The sequence below is a fragment of the Janibacter sp. GXQ6167 genome (assembly GCF_041365945.1).
Classification (GTDB): domain Bacteria; phylum Actinomycetota; class Actinomycetes; order Actinomycetales; family Dermatophilaceae; genus JBGFSK01.
Genome location: NZ_JBGFSK010000004.1, coordinates 231370 through 245174 on the forward strand (window position 1 = coordinate 231370; position 13805 = coordinate 245174).

Genomic DNA, 13805 nt, shown 5'->3' on the forward strand with positions numbered 1-13805 from the left:
AGGAAGGACCCCCTTCATGAGCACCATCCGCGAGGACCTGCGCGCCGAGCTCGACGCGATCGAGCAGGCCGGACTCACCAAGCGCGAGCGCCGCCTGACCGGCCCGCAGCGCGCCCACATCTCGACCGCGGAGACCACCGGTGAGGTGATCAACTTCTGCGCCAACAACTACCTCGGGCTCGCCGATCACCCTGAGGTGCTCGCGGCCGCTCGCGACGCCCTGGACACCTGGGGCTTCGGGATGGCGAGCGTGCGCTTCATCTGCGGCACCCAGGAGTTGCACACCTACCTGGAGGCGGCGCTCAGTGACTTCTTGCAGATGGAGGACACGATCCTCTTCTCGTCCTGCTTTGATGCCAATGGCGGAGTCTTCGAGGTCCTCTTCGGCGAGCAGGACGCGATCATCTCCGACGCGCTGAACCACGCCTCGCTGATCGACGGCATTCGCCTCTCGAAAGCCTCCCGCTATCGCTACGCCAACGCCGATATGGACGATTTGCGGGCCCAGCTGGAGGCTGCGAAGGGGGCCCGCCGCACGGTCATCGTGACCGACGGGGTCTTTTCGATGGATGGGTACCTCGCTCCCCTGGAGCAGATCTGCGATCTGGCCGACGAATACGGCGCGCTCGTCCTCGTCGACGACTCGCATGCCGTCGGCTTCGTCGGCGCCGATGGGCGCGGCAGCCCGGAGGCCTGCGGCGTCCTCGGTCGGGTCGACATCATCACCGGCACCCTCGGCAAGGCACTCGGCGGGGCTTCCGGCGGCTATGTGAGCGCCACCAAAGAGATCGTCGACCTGCTCCGCCAGCGCGCGCGGCCCTACCTCTTTTCCAATGCGGTCGCCCCGAGCACCGTGGCGGGATCCCTGCGCGCTCTGGAGCTCGCGCGTGAGTCGGGTGAGGCTCGCGAGCGCCTCGCTCGGAACTCCACCCTCTTCCGGGAACTCATGGAAGCCGAAGGGTTCACCCTCCTCCCCGGCGATCACCCGATCGTCCCGGTGATGTTCCCCGGCGAGGACGGTGCGCGCCAGGCCGCGCAGATCGCCGATGCGATGCTCGCGCTCGGGATCTATGTCATCGCGTTCAGCTTCCCGGTCGTCCCGCGCGGGGAGGCGCGCATCCGCGTCCAGCTCTCGGCGGCCCACAGCGAGGACGACGTGCGGGCCTGCGTCGCGGCCTTCGTGACCGCCCGCGATCAGGTCCGTTAACCGTCATTAGGCTGGGGAATCGTGGATACCGACGCGCGCACCACCACCCGGATCGCGGTGCTCATCGACTGCGACAACGTCTCGGCCAAGCATGCCGCGGACGTCTTGGAAGAACTCGCCAAGTACGGCACCCCGACCGTCAAGCGCGCCTACGGTGACTGGACCACCCAGCACCTCGCGGGGTGGAAGGCCGAGCTCCACCGGCACGCCATCCAACCGGTCCAGCAGTTCGCCTATACGGTCGGGAAGAACTCCTCCGATTCGGCCCTGATTATCGATGCGATGGACCTGCTCTGGCAGGGCAATGTCGAGGCCTTCGCGCTCGTCTCATCGGACTCGGACTTCACCCGCCTCGCGACCCGGCTGCGCGAATCCGGCAAGCGGGTCTACGGCCTCGGCCGCCGTAAGACCCCGGAGTCCTTGCGGCGCGCCGTGGACCAGTTCATCTTCTTGGAGATCCTCCAGGACCAGGCCAACGACGCGAGCCCACCACCGCAGCGCTCCGTCGACGCGGCTGACTCCCCCACCATCAACCTGCAAAGCGCCCTCACCAAGGCGATCAACGCGACGTCCAATGACGACGGGTGGGCGAGCCTCGGGACCGTCGGGCAGCACTTGAGCCGCGCGCACGCCGACTTCGACCCCCGCGACTTCGGCCACCAAAAGCTCTCCGCTCTCGTTGCCGAGCAGCCCTATCTGCAGACCCGCAGCGAGGGCCCGCGGAGCGAGGTTCGGCTCCGCTCGCGCCGGCGCTCTTAGGCCTCGAAGGGGTCGGGGTCGCCTGCTCCATAGCGGGCGATCTCGGGCAGACCGCTCGAGTAGTCGACGACCGTCGTCGGACGCATCTCGACATCGCCGGCGTCGATCACGATGTCGACGACGTGATCGAGCCGCTCCTTGACATCCCAGCCGTACGTCGGAATCTCCTCATCGCCCGGCAGGATGAGCGTGCTTGAGAGCATCGGCTCGCCGAGTTCGGCGAGCAGCGCCTGGACCACGGCATTGTCGGGGATCCGCACGCCGACCGTTCGCTTCTTCGCATGCAGTAGCCGCCGTGGCACCTCCTTCGTCGCGGGGAGGATGAAGGTGTACGGGCCGGGGGTGGCGGCCTTGATCGCCCGGAACATGTGGTTGTCGACCTGGACCAACTGGCCGAGTTGGGCAAAATCGTGGCAGAGCAGGGTGTAGTGGTGATGCGCATCGAGACGGCGGATCTCGCGGATCCGGTCCTTGATGTGCTGGTCGTCCAGGCGCCCACCGAGCGCCCACCCCGAATCGGTGGGGAAGACGACGAGCGCCCCCTCGCGGATCCGCTCGACGACCTGACGGACGGTGCGCGGCTGGGGGTCGACCGGGTGAACCTCAAGGAAGGTGGCCATGAGGTCCAGGGTACGTCCGCGGCTATCCCCCTTCGGCGTGTCCAAGCTCCGCGCTGATCTCGCGGACGACCGCCTTGGCCGTGCGACCGACGCCGATGATCGTCGCCGAGGCCGGACCGGTCCAATCCCCGTAGCCGACGAAGGCGACCCGCGGGTCCTTGACTGATCGCTGGCCTTCGACCGCCGGGACGCCGTCCTTGGTCCGGAGCTTCAGCGACCGAAGGTGGCGCAGCGCCGGCCGGTAGCCGGTGCACCAGATGATCGAGTCGACCTCGATCTGGCTCCGACCGATCACCGCCCCCTCGGGGGTCATCCGGTCAAACATCGCTCGGAGCCGTAGCGCGCCGCGCTCCCGGGCGTCGCGGACTGCCGGCATCGCGACGATCTTGCCGGCCAGCTGGTTCTCCTGCTCAGCGGCATTGCCGGCGATCCGCTCGGTGGCGGACTTAAAGAGGTGGCGCCCATCGACATCGTCGGGCAGGTAGCGCAGCCGGGTGAGCGAGACGAGGTGCACCGCGCTCGCCTGTTGGATCAGATCGGCAGCGATCTGCACCCCGGAGTTCCCGCCGCCGACGACCGCGACCCGCTCCCCCGCGAAGTCGTCCGGCCCGCGGTAGTGGGCACTGTGGAGTTGCCGCCCCCGGTAGCGATCCTGGCCTTCGATCTGCGGGACGAAGGGGGCGCGCCAGGTCCCGGTCGCGTTGATGACGTAGCGCGCCGCGATCGTCCCGGCATCGGTTCGGACTCGAACCGCCTCGTCATCGGCCGTCGTATCGAGAACTCGGACCGGTCGCGCGATCGTGAGCCGGTAGCGCTGCTCGTAATCGGCGAGGTAGTCAAGGACGTGCTCGACCGGAGGGAAGGTATCCGGGTGCGCCGGCATGGGCCGACCGGGAAGGGAGGAAAAGCTCGCCGGTGAGAAGAGGCGAAGCGAGGTCCAGGTGCTTTGCCAGGCGCCGCCGGGTCCCGACTGGTCGTCGAGGATCAGGTAGTCCACGCCCTGGCGTTCGAGCCAGTATCCGCAGGCCAAACCCGCCTGACCACCACCGATGACCACCACATCGGCGCGCTCGGGCAGGCTGGGACGCTCGCGGTCGGGCACGCGCAGGAACTCTTAGACGTCTTCGGCGGTCATCTGGACCGGCGTGCCTAGTTGCACGGTCCGCGAGACCGTGCAGAGCCGGTCGCGGGACTGCGCCACCGCGCGCGGGAACACCTCGCGGGCTCGGTCGCCGTCTTCGCCATCGGCGAAGCGCAGCCGGAAGGTGACCTCGAGGTCGCTCATGTGATTGCCGTCGGCATCGGAGCGGACCTTCTCCCCCGAGGCCACGACCTCAAAGACCTCGGGTTCGGCGCGCCGGGAGGTGATGTGGTCGACGTCGACGGCGCTGCAGCCGGCGAGGGCCGCGAGGAGCAGCTCGACGGGGGTGAAGTCCTCGCCCTCACCGCTTCCCATCGAGATGACCCCGCCGCGTTCATTGCGCGCGGTGTAGTGGCCGAGGTCGGTCCGCACCAGTTCGACACTGCGCGGACCCTGGCCGGTTCCGCCCGTTGGTTCGGTCGTCGTCATGCTCGCTTCGGCACAGCCTTTCCAGCAACGGTGGGCGATGGTCGTGGGACATCATTGCAGGCTTCGACGTCCGCCGCCGCGCCAGGCGAGGTCACGGCAGGGGCCAGGTGTGGACCGCCTGGTTGTCGTGGATCAACTCGACGTAGTCGGCGAGCATCCGGTGCAAAGCCGAGGCGCGGTCCTCCCCCTTCTCCTCGTAGCGTCGCACGGCCTCGGTCTGCCAGGTGGCGCCATTCATCCCCGTCGTGCAGCGCCCTTCGATGACGCTCAGGTAGCGATCCCGCACCGACTGGGCGACGCCCCAATCGGTGAGGCCCGCCTCCGCCATCGGCAGGAGGTGGCGCAGGACGAGTTCATCGGCACCGACCTCCCCGATCCCGGGCCAGTACAGCCGAGCATCGATCCCGCGGCGCGAGGCCTCGCGGAAGTTGGCATGCGCGGCGGCGAAGGAGAGCCGCGTCCACACCGGGCGGTCTTCGGTGGTGAGGGTCCGCACCACGCCGTAATAGAAGGCGGCATTGGCGAGGGTGTCGAGGATCGACGGCCCGGCTGGCAGGACGCGGTTTTCGACCCGCACATGGGGCTTGCCGTCGACGACCGCGTAGATCGGGCGATTCCAGCGATACACGGTGCCGTTGTGCAGGCTCAATTCCGGCAACTCGGGGGTCTCGCCGCGATCGAGCATCGCGACCGGGTCCTCGTCGGTCGATTCGGCGAGCAGCGCCGGGAAGTAGCGCACATTTTCTTCGAAGAGGTCGAAGATCGAGGTGATCCACCGCTCGCCAAAGAACACGCGCGGACGGACCCCTTGATTCTTCAGTTCGATCGGGCGGGTGTCGGTGGCCTGCGCGAAGAGGGCGATGCGGGTCTCGGCGTGGAGGCGCCGACCGTAGAAGAAGGGCGAGTTCGCGGCGAGCGCCACCTGGGCCGCCGAGACCGCCTGGGCGGCGTTCCAGTGATCGGCGAACTCACTCGGCGAGACCTGCAGGTGCAGTTGCACCGAGGTGCAGGCCGATTCCGGAGCGATCGATTCGGCGAAGGTGTGGAGCCGCTCCCCCGTCGGGCCCTCGATGTCGAGCACGATGTCCTCGCCGCGCGCGACGAAGATCGAGTCGTTCAAGGCGGTGTACCGGTTGTTCTTGCTAATCCAGTCGCCCTCGAAGTGCTCAGGGCGGATCGTCGGGAGGATCCCGATCGGGACGATGCGGGCGCCCGCGCCGCGGGCCTTGGCCTCGGCGTCGTTGAGCGAATCGCGCAGCGCCTCTTCGAGCTTGAGCGCCTCATCGCCCGGAAGGGGGCGCGGTGCGACGTTGAGCTCGATATTGAACTGCGCGAGCTCGGTTTGGTACTCGGGGTCGGCGATCGCGTCGAGGACCGTGTCATTGGCGAACGCCGGGTCATAGGAGTCGTCGACGAGGTTGAGTTCGATCTCGAGTCCCGTGAGGGGCCGTTCGGCCTCGAAGTGAGCCTCGGCGAGCATCCGTTCAAAAACGTCCAGGTCCTGGTGGACCTTCTCGCGATACTGCTGGCGTTCCTCGCGGCTGTAACTCTGCGCGGCCACCTCTTTGCCCATCGTGACCTCCTCGTTGTCGCGGTCTGCGGTCAGGCTAGCCGTCGAAGGAGCAGAAGGTCACCGGCTCGCGGGGGGAAATCTCAAGGGTTGTCGGTCCTCGCTCCTACCGTGGTGGGCATGCGGTTGATCCACACCTCGGACTGGCATCTCGGGCGCTCCTTCCACGGCGTCGGACTGCTCCCTGCCCAGGCCGCGTACCTGGATCATCTGGTCGAAGAGGTCGCCGCGCGGCAGGTGGACGCGGTCTTGATCGCCGGGGACGTCTACGACCGGGCGCTGCCCCCGCCCGATGCGGTCGAGCTGCTCTCGCGCACCGTCACTCGTCTGATCGACGCCGGCGCCGCGGTGGTGATCTCCAGCGGTAACCATGACTCCGCGATTCGTCTCGGATTCGCCGCGGACCTGCTCGCTCGGGCCGGTCTGCATATCCGCTCCGACCTGGATTCGATCGGCACGCCCGTGCTCCTCGCCGATACCGCGATCTACCCTCTTCCCTATCTGGAACCGACCTCGACCAGTGTCCTTCAGGCCCTCGGCGTTGAGGAGCGCTCGCACGCCGCCGTCCTCTCGGCGGCGATGGATCGAGTGCGCGCCGACGCCGCTGGCCGTGGGCCGCGCACGGTCGTGATGGCCCACTGCTTCGCCGGTGGTGGCGCGAGCAGCGATTCCGAGCGCAGCATCTCGACCGGAGGCGTCGAGATCGTCGCTCCGACGACCTTCGACGGTGTGGCCTATGCCGCCCTTGGCCACCTCCACCGACCGCAGCAGGTGAGCGAGCGGGTGCGTTATAGCGGCTCTCCGGTCGCGATGTCCTTCTCCGAGGCGGGGTACACCAAGGGCTCGCTCGTGGTCGATCTCGCCGAGGATGGCTCGCTCACCGTCGAGCACCTGGCAGCACCGGTGCTGCGCCCCCTTCGGGTGATCCGTGGGGAGATCGACACGCTGCTCACCGATGACGCCTTCACCGAGGCCGAGGGCGCGTGGGTTCGCGCGGTGCTCACTGATCCGGTCCGGCCGCGCGCGGCCCTCGACCGCCTGCGCACCCGCTTCCCGCACCTGGTCGACCTCGACTTTGATCCGCAGGGCGCCACGACGGCGATCCGCAGTTACGCCGCCAAGCTCGCCCGCCGGGAGCCCTTCGAGGTCTGCTGTGACTTCGTCGCCGAGGTCCGCCACGGAGCGGTCGCCGATGAGGCCGAGCGCGAGCTCTTGCGGCTCGCCCTGGAGGCGGGGCGGCGTGACCAGAAGGCGGACGAAGGGGGTGTCCGCGGCGGATCGGCCGCGGGCGCGGCATGAAGCTCCACCATCTCGCGATCACCGCCTTCGGCCCCTTCGCCGAGCCGGTGCAGATCGACCTCGATGCCCTCGGCCAGTCCGGGCTCTTCCTCGTCCACGGCCCGACCGGTGCCGGGAAGACGAGCCTGCTCGACGCCGTGTGCTTCGCGCTCTTTGCCGAAGTCCCCGGGGATCGCACCAAGGACTCTCTGCGCAGCCACCACGCTGCCGAAGGGGCTCACCCGCAGGTCGTCCTTGAACTCACCGCCGCCGGGCGGCACCTGCGGATCACCCGCTCGCCGGCCTACGCCCGAGCGAAGAAGAGCGGCACTGGTACCACCACCCAGCAGGCGAGGGTGGTCCTCGAAGAGCGGGTCGATCACGCCTGGACCACCCTCAGTACCCGACTCGATGAGACGGCCGAGACGATCCACGACATCCTCGGGATGGGCCTGGCTCAGTTCCGTCGCGTCATGCTCCTCCCCCAGGGTGAGTTCGCCGCCTTCTTGCGCTCGGACGCCACCGCGCGTCGCTCACTGCTCGAAAAGCTCTTCGATATCAGCGACTACGCGGCCGTCGAGCGTTGGCTCGCCGACGAGGCGCGCCGCACCTCGGCGAGCGTGCGCGCAAGCCGGGAGCGCCTCGAACAGCACCTCGCGCACCTGAGCGACATCCTCGCTGGCTCCGAGGTCGATTTGCCCGAGGTCGATCTGCCGGAGGTCGATCTCGTCGGCGGCGAGCAGCCGTGGCTCGCCGCGGAGCCGAGCCTGCTCCCCGCGGCAGTCGACGACATCGCCGCGGTGCTGCTCGATCGGGCCACCGAGTGCATGAGCCGGGCCGATGAGGCCAAGCGCGCGGACCGCTCCGCCGCCGCCCGGCGTGAGGAGGCGCTCGCCCTCGCGACGGCGCGTCGACGCGCCGAGGCAGCGCAAGCCACTCTTAACGATCTCGCCGCCTCGAAGGCCCAGCACGAGAGCCGGCGTCGCGAGGCCGATCGGGCCCGCGACGCCGATGCCGTGATCGACGTCGTGAGGCTCGCCGAGCGCTCCCGCACGCAGGTCCAGGCGGTTCACGCGGCGCGTGATCTCGCGCGTGCTGCCCTGCCGGAGGTGATCGAGACTGGCGCCGACCTCGCCGCCTGGGCGGATGAGGCCGACGAGGCGAGCGAGGATCTTCGGCGGGCCCACCATGAGCTGGCAAACCTCACCCGCGCGCAGGCCACGGTGGCGGCGGCGAGCGAGCGAGTCGACCGGGCGCAGGCCGCCGTCGCGGCCATCGCGGACCAGCGCGAGGATGCCTCAGCTGCCGTCGCGACCGCGGAGGCGAGCCTTCATCGCGCCCGCCACGCCGAGCGGCGCCTCGCCGAGATCGGCCCCCGACTGGCCCTGCTCACCGATCTCGTCGAGACCTATGAGCAGCGCGCGGACCTCCGCTCGTCACTGGACGAGGCCGCCGATGCGGTCCGGGTCGCTCACGATGAGGAGTTGGCCACGCGTGAGGACCATCTCGGGCTCGTCCAGGCCCGGCTGGACAATATGGCCGGTGAGCTGGCGGGATCGCTCCTCGACGGCGCACCCTGCGTGGTCTGCGGAGCGCTGGAGCATCCGGCACCGGCGCAGGCCGCCCAGGCGGTCACCTCGGCGGAGATTGCGAGCGCGCAAGCCCGAGTCGATGCGGCCGCCGCCACCCATGCGCAGCGGCGAGCCCGGCGTGATGGCCTCCAAGGGCGCATCGACCAGCTGACCGCCCGCCTCGATGACCTAGTGACGACGGCGATGCCCTCCGCCGAGCAGGACGGGCCGATCGATGAGGAAGCGATCGGCGAACTGCGCGAGGAGACCGCGCGGCTCATCACCGACCAGGCGACGCTACGCCCCGTGGCGAAGGACCGCCCCGAGGCCGAGCAGCGAGTCGAGCGGGCTCGCGTGCGCCTGGGCGAGCTCACCGAAGCGAGCGAGGACGCGCGAGTCGAGGTGGCCCGAGCCCGAACCTCGAAGGAGGGCCTTACCGACGAGGTCGACGCCGCGGCCACCCGGTTGACCAATGCGCTGCGGGCGCACGCCAAGAGGTGCGGCTGCCTCGGGACCGAGCGCGATGGCGACGACGAGATCCCCGCTGAGACCCTCGTCGCGACCTTGGATGCGACCACCGCCGCGCATGAGCAGGCCGTCGCGGCCGTGCGGGCGCTGCTCGACGCAGACCACAAGGTGGACGAGGCGCGCCTCGCTGCCGCCGATGCCGAGACCGTTCGAGACCGCGCCCTCGGTGAGCGCGGGTTCGCTGACGCCCTCGAGGCGACCTCCGCTTATCGCAGTGGGGAGCAGCAGGAGGAGCTCCGCGACCAGTGCGCCGCCTATGAGCGGGCCCACGCCACTGCGACGGCCACTCTCGCCGAACCCGAGATCCGTGCCGCGCTCGCAGCAGAGCCCCCAGACCTCGATGCGTTGGAGGCCGCTGCCGCCGAGGCTCGAGCCCACCGTGACGGCGCGGCGCGGCGCCACGCGCAGGCCGAGGCAGTCCTCGCTCAGTTCTCCAAGGCCCGCGAACGCGTGCTGACCGAATGCGCGCTCATCGGTCCGGCGACCGAACGAGCCGATGTGGTGCGCCGGGTCGCCGATCTGGTGAATGGCTCCGGCGGCGACAACGATCGCCGGATGCCGCTCACGACCTACGTGCTCGCCGCTCGCCTGGAGCGGATCGTCGAGCTCGCCAACGAACGCCTCGAGTCGATGGCCGATGGCCGCTACGAGCTCGTCCATGACGACAGCCGAGCCAGCCACGGCCGTAAGGGGGGTCTCGGCCTGCTCGTCCAGGATCGGTGGACCGGTCAGCACCGCCCGACCGGGACCCTCTCCGGCGGCGAGTCCTTCGCGGTGTCGCTCGCGCTGGCGCTTGGGCTCGCCGACGCCGTGCGGGAGGAGTCCGGCGGGATCGAGTTCGGCACCCTCTTCGTCGACGAGGGCTTCGGGAGCCTGGACCAGGACAGCCTGGATCAGGTCCTTGACCTGCTCGACCGCCTCCGCGATGGCGGTCGAGCCGTCGGTGTGGTGAGCCACGTCGCGGAGATGCGCGGGCGGATTCCGACGCAGGTCAGGGTCACCAAGACCCCGCGCGGCTCATCCGTTGAGGTCGTCGCGAGCTAGAGGGTGGCGAGGAGGGCACCCGGGCGCTCGACGCAGTCGGCGACATAACGCAAGAACCCGCCAGCGACCCCACCATCACAGACCCGATGGTCAAAGGTGAGGCTCAGCTGAGTGACCGGCCGCACCGACAGGGAGCCATCGACCACCCAGGGCTTGTCGACGATGCGACCCACGCCGAGCATCCCCGCTTCCGGATGGTTGATGATCGGGGTCGACCCGTCGACGCCGTAGACGCCGTAATTGTTGAGCGTGAAGGTGCCGCCGGTCATCTCATTGGGCGCGAGCGTGCCGAGCTTGGCTCGTTCGACGAGGCCCCGGAGGGCGACCGACAACTCCTCGGTGCTCATGGTGTCGGCCCCGTGCACGACCGGAACGACCAGGCCGCGCGGGCCCTGAGCCGCGAAGGAGAGGTTGACCGAGCCGATCCGCACGATGTGCGCCGGACCCCCTTCGTCAACCCCCGTCAGATCTACCCGGGCGTTGAGCTCCGGGTAGCGGATCAGGCCCGTGGTGACGATTCGGGCCAGCAGAGCCAGGTAGCCAATCCGCGCGTCGGGCAGGACATGGGCGAGGTCGGCCTTGAGCGAGCGCAGCCCGGTCGCATCGACATCGACCCAGGTCGTCGCGTCGGGGATCTCGCGGCGGGAGGTCGCGAGCCGCTCGGCGATGACCTTGCGGATGCCGGTAATCGGGATCCGTTCGTCGACGAGGCGGGAGGGCCGCGCCGCGCCATCGCCCTCCGCGGGCGTGGGCGGCGAACTCACCTCGGTCGCACCCCCCGAGGCGTTCTCGATGGCGGCCTCGACGTCCTTCTTGACGATGATCCCGCCCGGAGCGCTCGGGGTGATCTGGTGCAGATCGAGCCCGTGCTGGGCAGCCAACTTGCGCACCAGCGGCGCGATGACTCGCACCGCCTGGCCGGGTCGCGAGCCGACCGGCGTCGCCTCGCGCGCGGCCCGCTGCACCCGGCGGCGTCGTCCCCGCTTCGCCTCGGACGTGCCATAGCCGATCAGGACATTGCCCGAGCCCGCCTGTTCCTCAATCATCCGCTCGGTCGTCGCCGAGTCGCGGGGCTTGCCCTCACCGGATGGGTCGAGGTCGGCATCGGTGGCCTCATCCGCGACCAGCACGGTGATGAAGGGGGCCCCGACGTCCATGGTCTCGCCGGGATCCCCATGGAGACTGGCGACGACCCCGGCAAACGGGCACGGGAGTTCGACCTGCGCCTTGGCGGTCTCGACGGTCGCGATGATCTGGTCGACGACCACGGTGTCGCCCTCGGCGACCTCCCAGGAGACGACCTCGGCCTCGGTCAGCCCCTCGCCAAGGTCTGGTAGGAGGAAGGTGCGCTCGCTCATCGGGCACCCCCGACATAGCGCAGGTCCGGGGTGTCATCCCACTGGAGTCGGGCGATCGTATCGAGCACCCGCTCGACGCTCGGCAGGTGAAGGTGCTCGACCTTCGGCGGCGGGTACGGGATGTCCAGGCCACTCACGCGCAGGACCGGCGCGGCGAGGGAATGGAAGGCTCGTTCCTGGACCCGGGCGGCGATTTCGGAGCCGACGCTCGCGAAACCCTGGGCCTCGGCCACCACGACGCAGCGTCCGGTCCGCCGCACGGACTCGATCACCGTGTCATCGTCGTAGGGGTTGATCGTCCGCAGGTCGACGACCTCGACCGACCACCCTTCGTCCTGCGCGGCCTCGGCGGCATCCATCGCCACCGACAGGCTCGGGCCATAGGCGACGAGCGTGACATCCTCGCCGGGACGACGCACCACGGCCTGCCCAGGCGCGGTGACCCCCCTTCCCTCGGCGAGCGCGGCCAGATCGACCTCCGCCTTGGACCAATAGAGCCGTTTGGGTTCTAAGAAGACCACTGGATCTGGGTCGTCGATTGCCGCCCGCAGGAGGGAGTACGCGTCCTCGACGGTGCCCGGCGCGTAGACCCGCAGGCCCGGGGTGTGCGCGTAGTACGCCTCGGACGAGTCGCAGTGATGCTCGACCCCACCGATCCCGCCGGCGTAGGGGACGCGGATCACTATCGGAAGACCGATGGCGCCGCGCGTGCGATTGCGCATCTTCGCGACATGGCTCGTGATCTGCTCGAAGGCCGGATAGGCGAAGGCGTCGAACTGCATCTCCACCACCGGGCGCAGACCGGTCATGCACATCCCGATCGCAAGGCCCACGATCCCGGACTCGGCCAAGGGGGTATCGAAGCAGCGGTCGTCGCCGAAGTCGCGCGCGAGCCCGTCGGTGATCCGAAAGACGCCGCCGGCGACGCCGACATCCTCGCCGAAGATCGAGACCCCTTCGTCGGCGGTCAAGGCGTCGCGCAGGGCCTGGTTGAGGGCGGACGCAAAGGTCACCGCTGCCATGTCAGTTCTCCTCCGCCTCGGCCTCGGCGGCGATCTCGGAATCGACCATCTCCTGCTGCTCGCGCAGTTGAGCGGTCGGTTCGGCGTACACATGCTCGAAGAGGCTCGATGGGGCCACGCTCGGGTCGAGGTTCATCCGATCGCGAAGGGCCGCGGCGGCGGCCTCCCCTTCGGCCTTGATCTGCTCGATCAGGTCATCATCGAGACGGCCCACGGAGCGCAGGTACGCCTCGAGACGCACCACCGGGTCGCGGTGGCTCCACTCCTCGACCTCTTCGTCGGTGCGGTATCGCGTCGAATCGTCGGCGTTGGTGTGGGCCTCCATCCGGTAGGTGTGCAGCTCGATCAGGACCGGGCCCTTGCCCGCCCGCGCCCAGTTGACGGCCTTGCCCACGACGGCGAGCACGGCGAGGGCGTCGTTGCCATCGACCTGCTCGCAGACGACGCCATAGCCGATCCCCTTGTACGCGAGGCTCGGCGCTGCGGTCTGCTTAGAGAGCGGCACGGAGATGGCCCAGCCGTTGTTCTGCACGACGAAAACGGTCGGTGCCTTAAAGACGGCCGCGAAGTTCAGGGCCTCGTGGAAGTCACCCTCGCTCGTCGCCCCGTCGCCGATAAAGGCCAACGCAACCCTGTCGCGCCCCTGGCGAGCCTCCCCGTAGGCGGCCCCAACGGCGTGGAGGAGTTGAGTGGCGAGCGGGGTGCACTGCGCGGCGGTGAAGGTCGCGGCCGGGTCGTATCCGCAGTGCGCATCGCCGCGCAACAGGGTGAGGACCTCGACCGGGTCGATGCCCCGGGTGACGAGGGCGACCGAATCCCGGTAGGTCGGGAAGAACCAGTCGTCATCGCGGATGGTTAAGACCGACCCGACCTGGCAGGCTTCCTGGCCGCGGCTGCTCGGGTAGACCGCGAGCCGTCCCTGCTTGGTGAGCGCCGTCGCCTGCACATCGAAGCGGCGGCCGATCATCATCTTGCGGTAGCACTCCAGGACGAGATTGTCGTCTGGTGCCTCGTAGTCATCGGTATTGGGCTCGACCCGGTTGCCGTGCTCATCGAGGAAGCGCACGGGTTCGGGGGCCGGAATGAGCCCGGCTTGGAAGGGGGGATGCTCGTCATCGCTCGCGACCTCGCGCGCGGCCTGGTCGGCGGCCTTGGCGGCGCGGGCGTTGGCCTCGCGCCTGGTGGCGGAGCTGGGCATGGGGCGGTCACATCCTCTTCGTCCAGGGCACGGCATCGTTGACGGCCCTAGCCTCGATCTTGACCTGAGCCATACGCTCG

The 13805-nt window shown here is 69.2% G+C and carries 11 protein-coding genes; 4 read left to right on the plus strand and 7 right to left on the minus strand.

Annotated features, from left to right (window positions below; genetic code table 11):
• The first annotated feature begins 16 nt into the window (after window positions 1-16).
• Entirely contained in the window at window positions 17-1207 is a 1191-nt protein-coding gene (locus tag AB8K43_RS07940) for a glycine C-acetyltransferase (RefSeq protein ID WP_370893192.1), read from the plus strand.
• Window positions 1208-1228: 21 nt separating this feature from the next.
• Window positions 1229-1966: an NYN domain-containing protein gene (locus AB8K43_RS07945; RefSeq protein ID WP_370893194.1), complete on the plus strand. Its 738-nt coding sequence runs from the start codon at window positions 1229-1231 to the stop codon at window positions 1964-1966.
• On the opposite strand, the gene AB8K43_RS07950 is transcribed toward AB8K43_RS07945, so the two are convergent.
• The 4 genes from AB8K43_RS07950 to AB8K43_RS07965 all read right to left on the minus strand — a co-directional run bounded on the left by AB8K43_RS07950 (window position 1963) and on the right by AB8K43_RS07965 (window position 5729).
• Window positions 1963-2586: an L-threonylcarbamoyladenylate synthase gene (locus AB8K43_RS07950; RefSeq protein ID WP_370893195.1), complete on the minus strand. Its 624-nt coding sequence runs from the start codon at window positions 2584-2586 to the stop codon at window positions 1963-1965. The genes AB8K43_RS07945 and AB8K43_RS07950 overlap by 4 nt on opposite strands.
• 22 nt (window positions 2587-2608) lie before the next feature.
• Window positions 2609-3688, minus strand: a complete 1080-nt coding sequence (locus AB8K43_RS07955) for an ArsO family NAD(P)H-dependent flavin-containing monooxygenase (protein WP_370893197.1) — start codon at window positions 3686-3688, stop codon at window positions 2609-2611.
• Between the two features lie 12 nt (window positions 3689-3700).
• Entirely contained in the window at window positions 3701-4156 is a 456-nt protein-coding gene (locus tag AB8K43_RS07960; RefSeq protein WP_370893199.1) for an OsmC family protein, read from the minus strand.
• 91 nt (window positions 4157-4247) lie between these two features.
• The gene (locus AB8K43_RS07965) at window positions 4248-5729 is read right to left on the minus strand and encodes a glutamate--cysteine ligase (protein ID WP_370893201.1); all 1482 of its coding nucleotides are present in this window, start codon (window positions 5727-5729) and stop codon (window positions 4248-4250) included.
• Between the two features lie 117 nt (window positions 5730-5846).
• Between AB8K43_RS07965 and AB8K43_RS07970 the strand changes: the two genes are divergently transcribed.
• Entirely contained in the window at window positions 5847-7025 is a 1179-nt protein-coding gene (locus AB8K43_RS07970; protein WP_370893203.1) for an exonuclease SbcCD subunit D, read from the plus strand.
• The gene (locus tag AB8K43_RS07975; RefSeq protein WP_370893205.1) at window positions 7022-10147 is read left to right on the plus strand and encodes an AAA family ATPase; all 3126 of its coding nucleotides are present in this window, start codon (window positions 7022-7024) and stop codon (window positions 10145-10147) included. The genes AB8K43_RS07970 and AB8K43_RS07975 overlap by 4 nt, the downstream gene beginning before the upstream one ends.
• Here the strand turns inward: AB8K43_RS07975 and AB8K43_RS07980 are convergent.
• Genes AB8K43_RS07980 through pdhA form a run of 3 tightly spaced genes read right to left on the minus strand, consistent with a single transcriptional unit; the run spans window position 10144 to window position 13725 of the window.
• Complete coding sequence (locus tag AB8K43_RS07980; protein ID WP_370893207.1) at window positions 10144-11505, minus strand: dihydrolipoamide acetyltransferase family protein; 1362 nt, start codon at window positions 11503-11505, stop codon at window positions 10144-10146. The two genes, AB8K43_RS07975 and AB8K43_RS07980, sit on opposite strands and share 4 nt — an antisense overlap.
• Window positions 11502-12527, minus strand: a complete 1026-nt coding sequence (locus AB8K43_RS07985; RefSeq protein ID WP_370893209.1) for an alpha-ketoacid dehydrogenase subunit beta — start codon at window positions 12525-12527, stop codon at window positions 11502-11504. Before AB8K43_RS07985 ends, AB8K43_RS07980 begins: the two co-directional genes overlap by 4 nt.
• A gap of 1 nt (window position 12528) precedes the next feature.
• Complete coding sequence (pdhA, locus tag AB8K43_RS07990) at window positions 12529-13725, minus strand: pyruvate dehydrogenase (acetyl-transferring) E1 component subunit alpha (RefSeq protein ID WP_370893211.1); 1197 nt, start codon at window positions 13723-13725, stop codon at window positions 12529-12531.
• Window positions 13726-13805 lie beyond the last annotated feature (80 nt).